Raw genomic sequence first — 17529 nt, 5'->3', positions numbered from 1 at the left:
TTATCTCAGGATCGCTGCACAGGTGACCCTAGCAATACAGGCATTGACATCATACCGTGCGACGCGTTCACACGATTAACTTATAGAGGGTGGAGAAGCATGATACAATCTTATGAACGTGATACTCAATTAACACTGCATTTGTACCGGGTATTCGCCAAGTCTTTCAAAAGCATCAACGAGCACGCCGTTACTGGTAGCAAAATCGAAGGCTTCAATCCGACAGCCTTCGCTGTTATGGAAGTTCTGTACTATAAAGGGCCGCAGCCGATCCAGCAGATCGGGGCCAAGCTTCTGCTGCAAAGCGGCAACGTCACCTACGTCATCGACAAGCTAGAGGAGCGCGGATATCTGCAGCGCAAGCCTTGCCCAACTGACCGGCGGGTGATCTTTGCCGAGTTAACAGCGGAGGGCGAACGTCTGATGAACGAGATGTATCCGAAGTATTCGGAGAGATTACATCTAGCGTTCAGCGGGCTAAGCGACGAAGAGAAGGAGCAGATGATCGTGCTGCTTAAGAAGATGGGCCTGCAGGCTGAGAAGCTGTCTCCGCTTCCGCGCAAGTAAGAGAATTGAGCAGTATAGCTACACGTGGCCACGCTAGGTTTTTCATCAAAATGTACTAAATAAAATGTACCTCCGAGTACAGAACAAAAGGCTCTCATCCTTCCACCGTTTGCGAAGGATGAGAGCCTTTTGCCAAGCTCTATAGCTAGTTTTTAAAGGTAATAAACAAGGATGGATTACGTATGTTAATCGAATGTAAAATTCAACAGAAGACCTGGCGTGATTCTGATGAAGTTAACACTGTAGGACACAAACTCACCCTGAACTGTCTTCTTAACAGTGAGAAAATGACCAATTTCCTCAACTAAGAGCATTTTTGTATCTTATATTTTTGGGATATAGGTAAAATAGGGAAATAAGGTCATTATTGTATCTTATTTTCGAAAAACTACGCTGAAAGAACTATTTCAGAAGAATTAAGATACAAAAATGTCGTTAATTGCACCCCTGACCCTAATTAGCTCTTCCCATGAAAATTAAGGTACAATGCTGCATTTGATCCCCAAATGAGCGGATTTTTTCGAAATATAAGATACCTTATCACCTTTGATTACAACAACCACGGTAACTTCACGTTTTGCACCGTCTGTCTCAGATAAACTATCGAGACAAGCTTTACGCATGATACCCTACGCCTTCTTCAAAGACAGACCTTCCTCTGAAGCAGAAGGCACTCCGCTGCGGAGCCCAAAGCTGAAGATCAAGGATAAGACAGAAATCACGGCCATCACGATAAACAGCGAGTGAAGACCACCTTCAAGTGCGCCGCGAAGTGTGCTCCAGGCTTCTCCTGATAAGGAGCTTCCGCCATGCGGGTTCAGCAATTGATTAATATCGCCCCCGGCGTTCTCCCCGCCCGGTTGTTTTGACAGCAGACTGTTAATCTTCAAATTAAGCCACGAACCAAAAATCGCCACTCCGACCGTCTGACCCAGTGAACGGGTAAAAGTGTTCAAGGCTGTAGAAGCTCCGCGCTGTTCATGCCCTACTGAGGACTGGGCAATGATAGTGAACACTATCGAAGCAAAGCCGAAACCAATCCCGGCCACTGTCATCAGGATCAACAGCAGCGCTTGCGATGAATGCCCCGCAAGGAAGATTAACCCAACTACGCCTACAGCTATGAAAAAGGTGCCGATGAGACCTGCCCGGCGGGCACCCGCGCGGAGAATCATTCGACCGCCCGCGAAAGAACCAAATACCCAGGCTACGGACAAAGGTGCCAGCACTATCCCGGACATCGTTGCACTTTGGCCCTTCACACCCTGTACCCAAAGCGGGATATACGTAGAGAGCCCGATAATAAGCATACTGACCAGTACATTAGCCACTGTGGATACGGAAATGTTCCGGATCCGAAACAGCCCGAGCGGAAGCATCGGCTCAGCCACGCGCCGTTCTACCATGACGAACACAATTAGCAGAATTACAGATGCCCCTAAGATGGAGAGCAGCAGCGGCGAAGACCAAGCTAGATTCTGACCGCCGACCGTAAGCCCAAAGAGCAGCGCACTCATCCCGGCGGCAAACAGCAGCACGCCCGCGACATCAATATTTGCTTTCCGGCGCACTTTTCCTTCCTTCAAATAACGCGCGATGAATACAATAGATAGCAGGCCAAAGGGCAGATTGAATACAAATACCCAGCGCCAGCTTAAATAATCGACGACATACCCGCCAAGGAGCGGGCCAATCAACGAGGAAATCCCCCAGACAGAACTTAGTAGTCCTTGTTTTTTGGCTCGCTCTTCAAGAGTGTAGATATCACCCATAATCGTAAAGGTCATCGGAATCAGCGCCCCGGCACCAATCCCCTGAATAGCTCTGAACACAATCAGTTGTTCCATACTTTGCGAAATCCCGCACAACAACGAGCCCAGCAAAAAGACCGCGGCACCGCCGATAAAGACAGGCTTGCGGCCGAACAGGTCGCTGATTTTGCCGAATATCGGCGTGCTGACAGCCATAGCCAGCAGATAAGCTGTGAATATCCAGCTCAGCCATTGAATGCCCTGAAAATCACCGACGATCGCCGGACCGGCAGGGCCAGTTACGGTACCCTCAATCGCAGCCAAAAAAGTAGCCAGCAGGACACCAATCAAAATAAGCCGGCGTTCTTTTTCTCCCATGTCGCTCACTTTAATCCTTCTCTCTCTAAGTAATCTCTCCGAAAGTCTTGACGGAGCAAGGCGTACAGAACGGAATCTTCATAACCTGAGGGGGTATGACGGTACTGCCTCAGCAGGCCCTCGCGTTCGAAGCCCAGCGAAGACATCAGACGTGCAGCTCTTGTGTTGACGGGATGACACAGTGCCTCAATCCGGTTCAGTCCCATCTGCTCGAACCCGTAATCCAGCAGCAACTTTAGCGCTTCTGTCATATAGCCTTGTCCCCAGTAAGCTGGCGCTAGATCGCATCCGAACTCACCACGGTAAGCACCGGGCAGCTGCCAGTAATTGAAGCCACAGCTACCGACAACTTGTCCGCCAGGCAGCACGATGCACCAGCGCTTGCTTTCTTCCTCTAGCGCCATTTGTAGAAGAAGCGCCACCAGTTCACGGGTTTCTTCCACGGAGGCCAGCGGTGGAGCCCCCAGCCAGCGGGCAACACTATGATCACTCCAGATGGCATGCAGTGCATCTGCGTCATCCATCGACAACGCCCGCAGCCTCACTCTGGCCCCCACTAACTCAGGTGTCTCTTCATTGTGTGACTCCACGCTCTCGCCTCCTCAACTTTACTTATTATACATCAATTTGCAGACCTCTCTTGCAGAAGAGAGGGCATATCCATGAAATACTGTATTGCACACAAAAACAGCGTCGTTAATCAGGCAGCAATCAATACCCGACTACAGACGCTTATGTTTAATTATCCTTACCGAATTAACCTGTAGTTCCTGCCGCCTTGACCGGCTTCAGCACTTCCGTGCAGAGAACCCCCAGCTTATCCTGTATAGCCTTAAATTCTTCAATGCCTGTGCCTGTGATGCTATAGGCATCATCATGGGCGGTCAGGAAATTCTCTTGGGTCAGCCGTTCCAGTTCCTGCTTCACTTCGCGTTCAGCCACCCGGTACCCTAGTTTCTCCAGTTCAGGCTGCATCCCCGTAATCGTCAAATCCTTCTCATGTGCAAAATAGAGCATGTGAATTCCTACGAACAAGTTCTGTACATCGGCGCGCATATTCCACTCCTTCCGGCCATGAGCCTTCAGTATTTATTATTGCATTACCCTTAGGGGTGCCAGCGGAAACATAGTCCCTTCACTTTCCAGTCAATGGATACCGGCTTGGTCAAGATTTCATGCTTCATCCGCTTCAGGCTTGACGTACCTTCCGGGCTGTACTATGTTGGTAGATACAGTTAAGGAATTATACTGACTCAAAGGTACAGGATGGTGATGCTTTATGTTTCAGGCTATGCCTTATGATGGAACACGCAGCGAGCAATTCGAGATGGTTCTGACTCAACTCGCGGCACTCATCAAGGACGAACCGAGCGCGATGGCCAATCTGGCTAATGCCTCAGCACTGCTTAAACACGCTTTGCCGGACACGAACTGGGCCGGCTTCTACTTATTTGATGGCAATGAGCTGGTACTGGGACCCTTCCAGGGCCTGCCCGCCTGTATCCGTATTCCGCTAGGCCGTGGAGTATGCGGTACAGCTGCATCGGAGCGCCGCACACTGGTCGTGGACGATGTCCATACCTTCCCAGGGCATATTGCCTGTGACGCCGCCTCCAACAGCGAGATTGTGGTTCCACTGATCAGAGAAGGCGAACTACTCGGCGTTCTGGATATCGACAGTCCGCTCAAGGATCGTTTTGACGACGAAGAGCGCCGTTTTCTGGAACGGTTCGCAGCGATTATCGTGGAAGCTATCTAAGCCCTTTCGTCTCATTAAAAATCACAACAAAAACGGCTGCCCCCTCCGTAACAAGAGGCGCAGCCGTTCTTTTGTTTATTTATCTATTATTGCCACTAGAGCAAGACGGGACGGATGTTCCAAATCTCGGACGCATACCGGCTAATGGTATTGTCACTGGAGAATTTGCCGGAATGGCCGATGTTGATGATCGATTTCTTAATCCACTCTTTACGATTGCGGTAAGCCAGATCAATCTCGACCTGGGTCTCGACATAGCTGGCAAAATCCTTGAGGACGAAGAACTCATCATTATTATCCAGTAGCGAATGATAGATGGTCTCAAATTCCTGAGTGTGATTACAGATTGGCCCCGGTGTAATCAACTGGTCCAGCACCTCTTTGACCCTGCCGTCGCCGTTATAGACATCACGAGCGTTATAACCGCCATGCTGGTAATAATCAAGCACCTGCTCCGCCCGCAGGCCGAACAGGAACATATTATTGTCGCCCACCATTTCATGCATCTCCACGTTAGCCCCGTCCATCGTCCCGATCGTTAACGCACCATTCATCATAAATTTCATGTTCCCGGTGCCGGACGCTTCCTTACTTGCTGTAGAGATCTGCTCGCTGACATCTGCTGCAGGGATAATCTTCTCCGCCAGGGAAACCGAGTAATTTTCCAGGAAGAAAATCTTCACCTTGTCTTTGATATCAGAATCATTGTTGACGACATCGGCCACGGTATTAATCAGCTTGATAATCCGCTTCGCCAGATGATAGCTTGGTGCAGCCTTGGCCCCGAAGATAAAGGTGCGCGGCACCATATCCATCGAAGGATTGTCTTTGATCTGATTGTAAAGATGGATAATATGCAGGATATTCAGCAGTTGACGTTTATAGGCATGCAGCCGCTTCACTTGAACATCAAAGATGGAATCTGGGTCTACCCATATCCCATGCTTACTGTTGATATATTCAGCCAGACCGAGCTTGTTGCGGCGTTTAATACCAGCGATTTGCTCCTGGAAAGACGCATCCTCACCGTATTTGATCAGCCCGATCATCTCTTGCGGATGATGCTTCCAGCGGGTACCGATAGAGTCATTAATCAGCCCAGCCAATTCAGGGTTGGCGTGCAGCAGCCAGCGCCGGTGAGTAATCCCGTTCGTCTTGTTGTTAAAACGATGCGGGTACATCTCGTTGAACAGCCGCATTTCACGCTTTTTCAGAATTTCTGTGTGCAGCGCCGCGACCCCGTTCACACTGTGGCTGGCCACAATCGCCAGATGAGCCATACGCACTTGATCGTCATGAATAATCGCCATCTGCGCGATGCGGTCCTGATCACCAGGATAGCGGCTCATCAGTTCGCCACAGAAGCGGGCATTGATCTCCTCGATAATGAGGAAGATACGCGGCAGCAATTCTTTTACCATCTGCAGCGGCCACTTCTCCAATGCCTCGCTCAGAATGGTATGGTTCGTATAAGAGACCATACGGGTTGTGATGTCCCACGCCTGATCCCAACCAAACCCCTTCTCATCCATTAGAATCCGCATCAACTCCGGGATCACCAGCGTAGGATGTGTATCGTTGATATGCAGGGCTACCTTGTTCGGCAGTTCTTCAAATGACAGACTCAGCTTTCCGAAGGTTCGAAGGATACTTTGCAGCCCTGCGCTGCAGAGGAAGTATTGCTGCTTCAGCCGCAGTAGCTTGCCTTCATACTCTGTATCATCAGGGTAGAGGAATTCCGAGATGGATTCAACGGATCGTTTGTATTCCAGGTATTTGTGATAATCCGATCCGCCCAGCACCCCAAGTGTCCGGGACGGCTGCGTAATCGACTCTGCGCTCCAGTTGCGCAGCGTGTTCACATGCCTGTGATCAGCACCAATAATAGGAATGTCGTAAGGCACCGCCCGCACGGCCTCGTAGTCTTTATGCGTAAAGATCAATTCTCCATCCTTGGCATCCGTCTCCACCCGTCCCCAGAAACGCACCTCCACAGCCTTGTCTTCACGGCGCACTTCCCATACGTTGTCCTTCTGCAACCAGTAATCGGGCAACTCCACCTGATACCCGTCAACAATCTTCTGCTCGAACAGACCGTATTTGTATCGTATCCCGCATCCATGCCCCGCATATTGCAGGGAAGCCAGCGAGTCCAGGAAGCAAGCTGCCAGACGCCCGAGACCACCATTGCCGAGGCCCGCATCTGCTTCCTCCTCTTCAACATCCTGAAGGGTAAAGCCGAGTTCGGTCAGTCCCTCACGCACAAGTTCCAGCACACCCATGTTCAACAGGTTATTGCCGAGAAGCCTGCCGATCAGAAACTCCATTGAAAAATAGTAAACCTGCTTATCCTTATCCACCTTATACTTCTGATTCGTATCTGCCCAATTGCTTCCAGCGCGTTCGCGGATCATGCTTCCCAAAATATTGTAGACATCGGCGTTCGAAGCTTCTGCGAGCGGTTTGCCTAAATTTCCGATGAGTCTCTCGCGGAACACTTGTTTGAAGGTTTCTTTATCGTTAAACAACAGATGGTTCCTCCTAACAATGCTTTTTTAGTAAAACAACCGACAGACAACAACCGGATTACCCGGATTTCTCCTGCTAAATCTTGCTGCTCTTGGCGATGACGAATGGACGTTTATGATCTCCGACAAGGATACGTTCCCTGCTGAGATGGACGTCCTTATCCATAATGACATTCTCAATAACAGCATCCTCTTCAATCACACATTTCTGCATAATGACCGAGTTGATAATCCTTGCGCCCTTTCGGACCTGTACTCCACGGAAAATAATGCTATTCTCCACCGTACCGCCGATAATGCAGCCGTTAGCCACCAGCGAGTTGCTGACATTCGCGCTCTCCAGATAACGGGTTGGCGCTTCATATTTGATCTTCGTCTGCACCGGATTCTCCCGGAACAGGCTGAAGTAATTGTCCTGCCGGAGCAATTCCAGGCTGTTCTTGTAATAGCTCTCTAAAGAATTGATAACAGCATGATAACCATGGTATTCATAGGCGGCAATTTTGAGTTTGTGGCGCTGCTTCTGGATGACATCCCGGAAGAAATAACTCTCCCCATGGGCGATGCAGTATTCAACCTTCTCCAGGAACAGTTCTTTTTCCATAATAAAAATATCAAGATAGAGGTTGGGGTGGTCCTTCTCGTGGTGAATTTCGGTGACCTGTTGATCTTCATCGCATTCAATACGTCGGCACAGATCATGCTCCGGTTGGAGATGCTCGATTTTCTTATAGACGAGTGTAACGTCAGCGCCTTTGTCTAGATGATAGCGATAGAGATCCTGAAGGTCGATCGTATTCACGTGCTGGCTGCCCGAGAACACGATGTATTTGGCGGAGGCCCGCTTGAAGAAATCGAGATTGTTGTGGTAGTGCTGGAGGTCACCTTGTGAGGTGTCGGTCGGGTCGTTCCAATCCGGAGGTAAAATAAACAGTCCGCCATGCTTGCGGTTCATATCCCATGACTTCCCGTCGCCTAGATGGTCCATAAGCGATCGGTATTTGCGGCGAACGAATAGCCCTACGCTCTCCAGATCTGCACGCATCATATTGGAGAGCACAAAGTCAATCAGGCGATAACGGCTGGCAAAAGGCACGGCTGCGCCGCAGCGGAAATAGGTTAGCTCATTCAGCTTGTCGAGTTCATGATCCAGATTGATTACACCCATCAGTTGCTTCATCGGATTCCACCGTCCTCTACATGGTTATATGGTTTTGGCTGCAACGGAAATACGTTTTTTGCTTCTATCGTCGACCAGCAGAATCTCTTCCTCATTCTCCCGCTGGGTGCCAATCTCCATATAATCCTCAATCACCGTGTTCTCGCTGATGATTGCTTTGTGTATCCGTACGTTCTTGCCAATCTTGACCTTGGGCATGATCACCGAATCCGTGATTAAACTGCCCTCACCAATCTCCACGCCGTAAAAGAGCACCGAGTGCTTAACCTCACCATAGACAATGCAGCCCTCGTTAATAATGCTGCCGGAGACGTTGGCTCCGGGGGCCACATATTGGGCCGGTTGGTTCGGATTGCGGGTAAAGATGCGCCAGCCGGGGTCATTGAGATTGAGCGGCGGCTCGTCACTGAGCAGGTCCATGTTCGCTTCCCAGAGACTAGTCACTGTTCCCACATCCCGCCAGTAGCCTTCATACGGATATGCATAGAGCGACTGGCCGTCCGCCAGCATCAGAGGGATGATATCCTTGCCGAAATCATGGGAGGAATCAGCGTTTTCCCCATCCTCCAGCAGGTGCCTCCGAAGGACTTCCCATTTAAAAATATATACGCCCATTGAAGCAAGTGTGCTTTTGGGCTGCGCGGGCTTTTCCTCAAACTCGTAAATCTTGAGGTCATCCTCCGTGTTAAGTATGCCAAAACGGCTTGCTTCCTCTAGCGGAACGTCGATCACCGAGATTGTGCAATCGGCTCCCCGCTCCTTGTGGTATTGAAGCATAGCGTTGTAGTCCATTTTATAGATGTGGTCACCCGAGAGAATCAGCACGTGTTCCGGGTCGAATTGCTCCACAAATTTGAGATTGCGGTAAATCGCATCTGCCGTTCCCCTGTACCAACTGCTGCCGTTCTCCCGCTCATGCGGCGGCAGTACGAATACCCCACCGTTCTTACGATTCAAATCCCAATCACTGCCTACGCCAATGTATGAGTGCAGCACAAGCGGTTCATATTGCGTAAGTACTCCCACCGTGTCAATCCCCGAATTGGAGCAGTTACTCAAAGGAAAATCAATAATGCGATAGGTCCCCCCAAAATAAACAGCTGGCTTGGCAAGTGATTTGGTCAATCCCTTCAACCTTTTCCCTTGGCCTCCTGCCAATAGCATGGCTACCATTTCTTTTTTCTTCATGGAAGAGCCTCCCTTGACTTATGGGTATTAAAGCTTCTGCAATAAATAAGGTTGAGTGATTAAGAAGTGGAATGGATAGAATGACGCCTGAAATCAAAATTCCAGAAAGAAGTGAACCGCAAAGAAATGAGTTGAGATAGGAAACTTAGACAAGGTTACAAACGGGGAAACGGGGTCGTTCTAATGGCCTACCTTGACTGGAGAGGGCTCTCCATACCGGGTAAGTTATTCTTATTGTAAATTGTTCGCTAGCCGCCGTCAAAACCCTTTCTCACAGGAATGAAAAATAAGAAAATATAACCCTATTGCCTATTAAGCACATGAATCTCTTATCCTATTGATTAACCACTGCGCATCATGTTGAAGAAAGTCGTTTTTGTAAGACAGAGAAGCCTGTACCGATCTTCAGCAAACGTTCAAATAGTTGTGGCATAATAGGGTATCAGAACTTTGGAGGGATCGGTATGAAGGCTACCCAAGGCGTCAGGCTGCTGCTAGTTGATGATGAGCCGCATATTCTGCAGTTTCTGGAACTGGGCTTGGTCAATGAAGGTTTTGAAGTTAGAACGGCTCCCGACGGGCTGACGGCTATTGCCGAGGCCGCTGATTTCAAGCCACATGTCGCCATTCTAGATGTCATGATGCCAGGAATGGACGGTTTCGAAGTGTGTCACTATCTCCGTTCAGAAGAGAACGATATCGCAGTGATTATGCTGACCGCCAAAGACGAGGTCGATGACCGCGTCAAAGGTCTATCTATTGGTGCGGACGATTATATGATTAAACCGTTCAGCTTTGAGGAGCTGCTGGCAAGAATACAGGCCCGGCTGCGCAACCAATTCCCCGGGCTGCTGGGTGAGGTACGCCTCGGTCCCTTCCGCATTGACGGGAGAGGCAAGGAAATCCGTTTCCGCGGTGAGGTGCTGGAGCTGTCACCCACCGAATATGAGCTGCTCCAGTATCTTGTAATGAATCATGGTCTCGTTCTCAGCAAACCCATGATCCTTGACAAGGTATGGGGGTATGATTTTGGCGGAGAGGAGAACATCGTAGAGGTGTATATCCGTTCCCTGCGTGAAAAGCTGGGCGATAAAGAACATCGTATTATCCGTACTCTGCGCGGTGCCGGCTACCGGGTGGATCTGGAATGACCGGGCCATCGCGTAAGGGAGGCAACCTTGGAGTGACGAGTGGACGAAGTAGACTTCGCACGGTATGGGATCGTTTTGCTCCCCGTTCCCTCCGCAAACAGTTGTTGTCCATCTCGCTGCTGATCCTGTCCATGCTGCTGCTGCTCATTGGTGTATTGCAATATATCCTGATGCGCAACTTCACCTATACGAACAGAGCGGAGGCTATGGAAACTCAACTGCGGTCTGTTCCCCGTGAGTTTTTCTTTAACTTCTTAAATTATTCCTTGAGGGATGAGGCCGGTACAAACAAGCCTAATGAGAATTTCGGCGGCGGGAACGGTAGCCGCTTCGATAATCCGGCCGGAAGCATAGTGCCCGGCAACTTCCGCAACGGTACAGGACGGCCACTATTGCTGGACGCCCACGCGACTCTTGCCATCTACAGCTCGGATGGCACCTTCAAGGATTTTCAGCAGGATACGCTGTCTACGACGGCTGCTCCCAGATTAACCAATGAAGAGTATCAGGAACTGCTGAAGCGGACACCCGATCGGGCCACAGGTAAATATAAGCTGATCACCGCCGAAGACGGCAGCGAGCACCTTGCTGTCTTCATGAATCTGGGCAGGCCGGGAAATTCAAGGCTGCTGCTGCAAATGACAGTGGAAACCGGTCCGCTGAAGGATATCATCCTGCAGCAGCTATTCATCTTCGCTGCCTTGTCCTTGGCAGCTCTGCTCGCCGGCTTGTTCTTGTATCTGCCTGCACTGCGAAAGACACTCGTCCCCCTGTCCAATATGGGGGACGCCGCCCAGCGCATTGATGCCGGCAACCTGAATGTGCGGTTCCCGGTGTTTCAGGGGCAGATGGAGATCGACAAGCTGTCCCAATCGTTCAACGCGATGCTTGAGCGTCTGGAGGTCTCCTTCCGCAACGAGCGGGAAGCCAAAGAACAGATGCGGCGCTTCGCCGCTGATGCCTCTCATGAGCTGCGGACTCCCTTGACCTCCATCCACGGCTTTCTGGAGGTCCTACTTCGCGGCGCCGCTGACAACAGTGAGCAGCTGTACAGCGCGCTTAACAGCATGCACGGCGAATCGAAGCGGATCAACAAGCTAGTCGAGGATCTGCTGCTGTTGGCCCGTATGGACGGCGCACCACAGCTGCGCCTCACTGATCTTGAGCTCGGCGGCATCTTGAAGGAGATGACGCCAGGTCTGCTCGTGCTGGCCGGGAACCGCCGGGTCAGCTTCGATATTGCCTACGGCATCCATGGCCTCTATGATGCCGACAAAATCAAACAGGTGATCCTGAACCTGTTCCACAATGCAGTGCAGCACACGGATGACCAGGAGGGCGTCATCCACATCGCACTGCATGCCCGGGGGCCGCGGGCGGAGCTGACCGTGAGCGACAACGGCTCCGGCATCACTGCCGAGCATCTGCCCCGCGTCTTTGACCGCTTCTACCGCAGCGACTCCTCCCGGACCCGCAAATACGGAGGGTCCGGGCTGGGCCTGTCGATCTCGAAGTCCATCGTCGAGGCCCATGGCGGGGACATCAGCGTCACCAGCATTCCTGGTGTAGAAACAGTCTTCATAATATCCCTCCCTTGTCTGGAAGTAATATCCAAATAGTGACTATTCAAGTTATAATAGCAAGTGCCGGAGATACGCCGGAGCTTGCTATTTTTGTTGCCTGAGCAAGGTCATAGAAAGAGCTGGGAGCCACCGGTATATTTTACACACAGCTAGGATTTGTAAATTTTGGCGCATGCTTCGATGTAGTTTTACTGCGTTGAGGGTTCAAGGCGTTTAGGCTTCGTCAAACTTAGCATATGCTCTCGGAGCTGTTTTACTGCGCTGAAGGTTCGGGGTGATTAGGCAAGGGTTAACACTAAAGGTTATTCTTAAGAGAGGTGAATTCACAGTATGAAGAAGCTTCTATGGATATTATGTTCAACAGCGCTGGCAACTATCTTAATCACGGGATGCAATACCAATAAAGCGGAGAATGCAGCGATTCAGGCTGCTGAAACCTACAAAAATAAAGAATACAACGTGGCAGCCTCAGATAACTTGCTCTCTATCGAATCCATTGAAAAGCGGAATGAGGAAATGAAGCCTTTTTTTACAGAAAACTTTTCTAAAAAAGCAATTGCTACCCGCTATACAACCTTACCCGTAAGTGTAGCTCATACCCATCAGGCGTCGGTTACATCAGAGAATCTTAAACTCACAGTATTAGATCAGACGGATGATTGGACCGATTTAAAGTATACGGCTGACCTTGTCTTATTGGACCAAGAGAAGGAGAGTGTGCGGGTTCCGTTAGAAGGGATTTTGACTTTATTGCTTGTGGATGGCAAATGGCTTGTGCAAGGAGATAGGTTTGACAAAGCTGCGTTTCAAAAACTGTTTTAAACAACCAGTTTTTATGGTTAGAGGCAGTTGGAGACCGGTTGAAGGCTGGCTAGGGACCAGCTTGGGAACGGTTTGAGACTGATTTGAGACTGGTTAAGTACTTTTGGAAACTAGTTGGAGACTGCTTGAGACTGCTTGAGACTGACTAATGACTGGCTGCGCTCAAAGTTTAGTCTGATTCACCGCCTATAACTGGATTTTCTCCCGCTAATTCGCCGTCATACCCGAAAACTACTGCAATAACTGGAATTTCTCCAGTTATTCTGGCCTTGCGAGGTCATATCTGCTAAATTACCGATGATTAACGGCAGAATTTCCAGCTAAATAATAAAAAAACAGGATTTCCCTCAGATTTAACTGGAGAAAATCCTGTTTTTGAAAGGGGGATTGCCCACAGCGCAAACATTCGCTGGAAGGGCATCCCCTATTTTAGTAAAACGAGCAAAGAAGCCTTGAGCATTATTTGTTCAGCTGAATCTTGCGCTTCTCCTGAACCACCTGCGGCTGGCCTCCGTATACCTCCTGTACGATATATAGCGGACGTCCTTTAGTCTCGTCGTAAATGCGGCCGACATACTCTCCGAGAATGCCGAGCATGACTAGCACGAATCCGTTGAACGTCAGGGTGATGCCGATCATCGATGCCCAGCCTTTTACTACAGAATCCGTAAAGATCGCCAGATACAGCACATCCATCAGGTAGAGAAAACCAGCAGCCGACAGTACCCCACCAAGATACCCGGCCAGCTTCAGCGGCTTGTACGAGAAAGAAGTGATTCCATCCAGGGATAGTTTGATCATGCGCTTCAGCGGATATTTGGTCTCACCGGCAAGGCGTTCGTCGCGCTCGTATTCGATAGCTTTTTGCCGAAAACCGACCCAGCTGACGAGCCCGCGTACAAAACGGTTTTTCTCGGGCAGACGCTTTAGCTGGTCACAAACTTTACGGTCGATAAGGCGAAAATCGCCCGTATCTACCGGGATTGATATATCCGTGGAATAGCGTAGCACCCGATAAAATAGGCTTGCCGTCCATTTTTTGAACAACGATTCCCCGCGTCGCTTCACCCGTTTGGCATACACCACTTCAAAGCCCACTTTCCATTCTTCTATCATCTCCAGAATCAGTTTCGGCGGGTCCTGAAGATCCGCGTCAATAATGACAATCGCATCGCCCTGGGCATAATCCATGCCTGCCGTGATTGCCACCTGATGCCCAAAGTTGCGGGACAGGTCGATCAAGCGGACGCTCTCGTCCCAGTGGCTATACTCCTCGATCATGTCTGCACAATGGTCGGTGCTGCCATCATTCACGAAAAGAAGCTCGTACGGCTCACCCGTTGTGCCCATTACTTTTTTGATCCTCCGGTACGTCTCTTGAATAACTGCTTCCTCGTTAAACATCGGTATGATAATGGAATAGCGTATGGTTGCACTCATGGACGCTACCTCCTTTTAGGGGAATGATCAAGCACGCCCGGCAACTCACAGGCCGCAGCGTGCTTGCTTGTTATGCTATGGTTAAAGTCATACTTTTACTTCAAGGTGACCTCGTATAGGGTTCCACTGTTGGCCGTTGCACCTGCTCCCTGCCAATCCGCAGCGGGCACCTCGGTTCCATGCTCGGTAATCCATGTTGTCAGTTCGCTATTTCCGCCCCGGCCGCCGCCCATCCCACCGCCGGAAATGAGGAAATATTTCACTTTCCCGCTCTCCACCAATGCCTTCAAAGAGTTGGGCGTGTATACCTGGTCAGAGGCATTAAATCCGTTAAGAATCACTACGGACGCATTGTTGTCGATGATATAAGGTCCCGCTGTCCCATAATCCATGGCCGCGAACAAGTATTGTTCGCCGGAATTATGCTCCTCCAGATAAGTCAACAGAGCTTCGTTAACCCCTTCGCTGCCGCGTCCACCAAAGCTGCCCCTACTGCCAACGAAGTTGCCCACACCACCACCGAAGTTACCCGTACCTCCACCAAAATCGCCGGCGCCGCTACCCAAGTTATCTGCACCTCCGCCAAAGCCGTCCTCGTTGCCACCAGAGTTGCCTGCACCTCCACCAAAACCGCCCGTGCCCCCACCTAGGCCCCCCCTATCGTCCCCACTGCCATTTGAACCAGCATTCATTCGCATACCGCCCGGGCCAGAGTTGCTGTCAGGTCCCGCAGCCGGGGTCATGCTGTTGGCACCATAGGCAATTGGTGTTACTGCCCAGTAGAGGGGGCCGATCAATAATACCAGCAGCCCGGCAACCGCCGTTGTATGCACGAATGATTGCTCTTTACCCTTGAAAATAACGAGCAGCAGGGTCGCTGCAATGCCCGCAGCCAAAATCCCAATGGACCATCCGCTGCCGATAGTACTGTCGTAAGGGTGTAGAATATACCATTGAAGGGCCACCGTGGCCAATATGGCTGCCGGGAGCAGCCAGGAACGCCAGCCGGAGCGCTCACGGTACTGACTCCACAGCTGTATCCAGCCTGCACCAGCCAGTGCGGCAATCGGTGGAGCCATCATGATCAGGTAATACTGGTGGAAGAACCCGGCGATGCTGAAGAAGCCCATTACCGGCACCAGCCAGGCCAACCAGAAAATCGCCTCTTTATGCTTCTGCGTGAAGTTTCTTCTGCGCAGATTGGCGAACAGCCCGATGCAAGCAAAAGCTACGAGTGGCAGTAGCCAGCTAGCCTGACCAGACAGGTCGGACTGGAAGAGCCGCAGCGGTCCGGGCGTACCTGTGTGGAACATTCCACCGCCGCCGAATCCGCCTTGACCTCCCTGGCCCCAGTCCCGTTGTCGCCCATCGGAGTTCATGCCATTTCCCGGAGGAAAACCCTGCAGCCCTCCGTTCTGGCCACCGGTAGAACCTCCGCCTGGCTGTCCTCCTTGACCCGTTTCTTGCCCGTCGTCTACTGTGCCTGGTCGCCCTCCCTGCGCTGCTCCTTGCCCGTTGTCTACTGCACCTTGCTGACCGTCCGTAACGCCAGTGCCTGCAGCGATGCCGCTGCCTCTACCGCCCATGCCTCGGGCGCCATTTGCGCCACGTCCAGCCATGCCGCCCATCCCGGATCTGCCGCCGTCCACCCCGGACGCGTTGCTATTTCCCCCGTCCATACCAGACGTATTGCCATTGCCTCCGCCCCGCGCTTCTCCATTCCAAGCGGACATTCCGTTTCCGTTCATATTAGGCATGCCGCCACTACCACCAAACTCAGCGCCGGTGCTGCGATCTCCCGTTAACCGTGAGACTCCGTTATACCCAAAAGCCAGATTAAGCACGGAATTGGTACCACTACTCCCTATAAAAGGACGTTTATCCGCCGGTATAGCGTCGACAACTACCGCCCATGACAATGAAACTACCAGCATGACTGCCGTACCTGCTGCCAGCACACCTGTTTTTCGCTTCCAGCTCACCTTGGCTGCTAGGAAATAGAACAGGTAGAATGCCGGAAGCACCATGTAGGCCTGCAGCATCTTTTCATTGAACCCAACTCCAATCAGCGCGAAGGCGGCAAGAAGACTGCCTATACGATTGCTTTTAGTCCCTCTAAAAAGAAACCAGACTGCCAGCAGCAGCGTGAATACCAGCATCGCATCAATGTTATTCGTGCGGCTAACCGCCGCAGCTACCGGAGTCGAAGCCATCACCAATGCGGTGATACGTGCAGCGCTTCTACCATAGGTTGGTTTAACAAGCAAATATACTAGCAAAACTGAGCCTACTCCAGCCAGCGCCTGTGGTAAAATCACACTCCAGCCATGTAGCCCGAAAATCAGGGCAAAGAGGCTCTGAATCCAAAACGTTACCGGCGGTTTATCCACCGTTACCGAACCTGCCGAATCCAGGGAAGCAAAAAAGAAATTATGAAAGCTCTGCAGCATGCTCCCTACAGCTGTTGTGTAATAGGTATTAGCATAGTGATCATTCCAAATACCATAGCCATACAGAAATGCTGCAAGGAGCAAAATAAAAGGCAAAATAAGATCGCGTTCCTGCTTTTTGATCGTTGACATACGTCCCCCACACTCCCATCGCTCTTGAACTTCATCATGCGGTGCACCGCTAATTCGTTTCGATGTTCCATGTTCCGCAGATGTAGTATCGCATCCGTACCTTAATGGACAATGAGTGCCCGCTGAATGTTTGCTGAATAACTTTTTCAGGGATGTTGCAGCGGTGGCAATACCTGAACGACTACATTGGTTGCATACTGCAATGACTACAATAATTGCAATGGTTGCAGGCGTTGCAATAGCATAACGAAAAAAGCCCCACTGCCCTTTTCCGGGTGAGCGGAGCTTCCATCTAATATTTTTATTCTTCTATAAGCCAAGTAAAAGAAATTAACAAAAAGCGAAGATGAACGAACGGGGAAATTTGGAACCGTAGGCGCAAAGCACTCGCCTGAAAGCATTCCATAGGAAAGTTAGCAACGGAACATAGATTGTCGACAAATTTCAACATCTAGAGGCGGAAACTCCCCTTCACCATTCGTCTTAACAGTGAAAATGAGGGGCCACCTCCTCAACTAAGGGCATTTTCGCACCTTATTTTTCTCCAATAAAGGAAAATAAGGAAATTAAGTGCATTATTGCATCTTATTTTCCGAGAAA

Annotated in this window: 14 protein-coding genes; 5 read left to right on the top strand and 9 right to left on the bottom strand. The window is 50.6% G+C overall.

The window, feature by feature from the left end; genetic code table 11:
• Positions 1-99: 99 nt before the first annotated feature.
• The gene (locus ACFVRY_RS12090) at positions 100-567 is read left to right on the top strand and encodes a MarR family winged helix-turn-helix transcriptional regulator (protein WP_387500428.1); all 468 of its coding nucleotides are present in this window, start codon (positions 100-102) and stop codon (positions 565-567) included.
• Positions 568-1043: 476 nt separating this feature from the next.
• On the opposite strand, the gene ACFVRY_RS12085 is transcribed toward ACFVRY_RS12090, so the two are convergent.
• From ACFVRY_RS12085 to ACFVRY_RS12070, 4 genes are all read right to left on the bottom strand, one after another.
• A complete protein-coding gene (locus tag ACFVRY_RS12085; RefSeq protein WP_387500427.1) occupies positions 1044-1190 on the bottom strand; it encodes a hypothetical protein in 147 nt (48 codons plus the stop codon).
• A gap of 6 nt (positions 1191-1196) precedes the next feature.
• Entirely contained in the window at positions 1197-2696 is a 1500-nt protein-coding gene (locus ACFVRY_RS12080) for an MDR family MFS transporter (protein WP_387500495.1), read from the bottom strand.
• Positions 2697-2701: 5 nt separating this feature from the next.
• Positions 2702-3286 carry a GNAT family N-acetyltransferase gene (locus ACFVRY_RS12075; RefSeq protein ID WP_387500426.1) on the bottom strand — a complete coding sequence of 195 codons (585 nt, stop codon included), beginning with the start codon at positions 3284-3286 and terminating at the stop codon, positions 2702-2704.
• Between the two features lie 166 nt (positions 3287-3452).
• Positions 3453-3752: a hypothetical protein gene (locus tag ACFVRY_RS12070; RefSeq protein ID WP_387500425.1), complete on the bottom strand. Its 300-nt coding sequence runs from the start codon at positions 3750-3752 to the stop codon at positions 3453-3455.
• Positions 3753-3975: 223 nt separating this feature from the next.
• Here ACFVRY_RS12070 and ACFVRY_RS12065 point away from each other — a divergent pair, with 223 nt between their 5' ends.
• Positions 3976-4455 carry a GAF domain-containing protein gene (locus ACFVRY_RS12065; RefSeq protein ID WP_387500424.1) on the top strand — a complete coding sequence of 160 codons (480 nt, stop codon included), beginning with the start codon at positions 3976-3978 and terminating at the stop codon, positions 4453-4455.
• A gap of 95 nt (positions 4456-4550) precedes the next feature.
• Here the strand turns inward: ACFVRY_RS12065 and ACFVRY_RS12060 are convergent, their stop codons facing one another.
• The 3 genes from ACFVRY_RS12060 to ACFVRY_RS12050 all read right to left on the bottom strand — a co-directional run bounded on the left by ACFVRY_RS12060 (position 4551) and on the right by ACFVRY_RS12050 (position 9351).
• Complete coding sequence (locus tag ACFVRY_RS12060; protein ID WP_387500423.1) at positions 4551-6983, bottom strand: glycogen/starch/alpha-glucan phosphorylase; 2433 nt, start codon at positions 6981-6983, stop codon at positions 4551-4553.
• A gap of 76 nt (positions 6984-7059) precedes the next feature.
• The gene (gene glgD, locus ACFVRY_RS12055) at positions 7060-8163 is read right to left on the bottom strand and encodes a glucose-1-phosphate adenylyltransferase subunit GlgD (RefSeq protein ID WP_066374518.1); all 1104 of its coding nucleotides are present in this window, start codon (positions 8161-8163) and stop codon (positions 7060-7062) included.
• A 24-nt stretch (positions 8164-8187) separates the two neighbouring features.
• On the bottom strand, positions 8188-9351 hold the full coding sequence (locus ACFVRY_RS12050; protein ID WP_387500421.1) for a glucose-1-phosphate adenylyltransferase: 1164 nt from the start codon (positions 9349-9351) through the stop codon (positions 8188-8190).
• A gap of 464 nt (positions 9352-9815) precedes the next feature.
• On the opposite strand from ACFVRY_RS12050, the gene ACFVRY_RS12045 reads away from it, so the two are divergent.
• The 3 genes from ACFVRY_RS12045 to ACFVRY_RS12035 all read left to right on the top strand — a co-directional run bounded on the left by ACFVRY_RS12045 (position 9816) and on the right by ACFVRY_RS12035 (position 12907).
• The gene (locus tag ACFVRY_RS12045; RefSeq protein ID WP_387430607.1) at positions 9816-10502 is read left to right on the top strand and encodes a response regulator transcription factor; all 687 of its coding nucleotides are present in this window, start codon (positions 9816-9818) and stop codon (positions 10500-10502) included.
• On the top strand, positions 10499-12121 hold the full coding sequence (locus tag ACFVRY_RS12040; protein ID WP_387500420.1) for a sensor histidine kinase: 1623 nt from the start codon (positions 10499-10501) through the stop codon (positions 12119-12121). The genes ACFVRY_RS12045 and ACFVRY_RS12040 overlap by 4 nt, the downstream gene beginning before the upstream one ends.
• A gap of 294 nt (positions 12122-12415) precedes the next feature.
• Entirely contained in the window at positions 12416-12907 is a 492-nt protein-coding gene (locus ACFVRY_RS12035; protein WP_387500419.1) for a hypothetical protein, read from the top strand.
• Positions 12908-13366: 459 nt separating this feature from the next.
• On the opposite strand, the gene ACFVRY_RS12030 is transcribed toward ACFVRY_RS12035, so the two are convergent.
• Together ACFVRY_RS12030 and ACFVRY_RS12025 are read right to left on the bottom strand one after the other, a co-directional pair.
• Positions 13367-14347: a glycosyltransferase family 2 protein gene (locus tag ACFVRY_RS12030; protein WP_387500418.1), complete on the bottom strand. Its 981-nt coding sequence runs from the start codon at positions 14345-14347 to the stop codon at positions 13367-13369.
• A 95-nt stretch (positions 14348-14442) separates the two neighbouring features.
• Entirely contained in the window at positions 14443-16929 is a 2487-nt protein-coding gene (locus ACFVRY_RS12025; RefSeq protein WP_387500417.1) for a glycosyltransferase family 39 protein, read from the bottom strand.
• Positions 16930-17529: the final 600 nt, after the last annotated feature.

This window comes from Paenibacillus sp. NPDC057934, from assembly GCF_042887565.1.
In the GTDB taxonomy this organism is placed as follows: domain Bacteria; phylum Bacillota; class Bacilli; order Paenibacillales; family Paenibacillaceae; genus Paenibacillus_AQ.
Note: the sequence above shows the minus strand (reverse complement) of the source record. Positions and strands in the feature narration are given on the sequence as shown.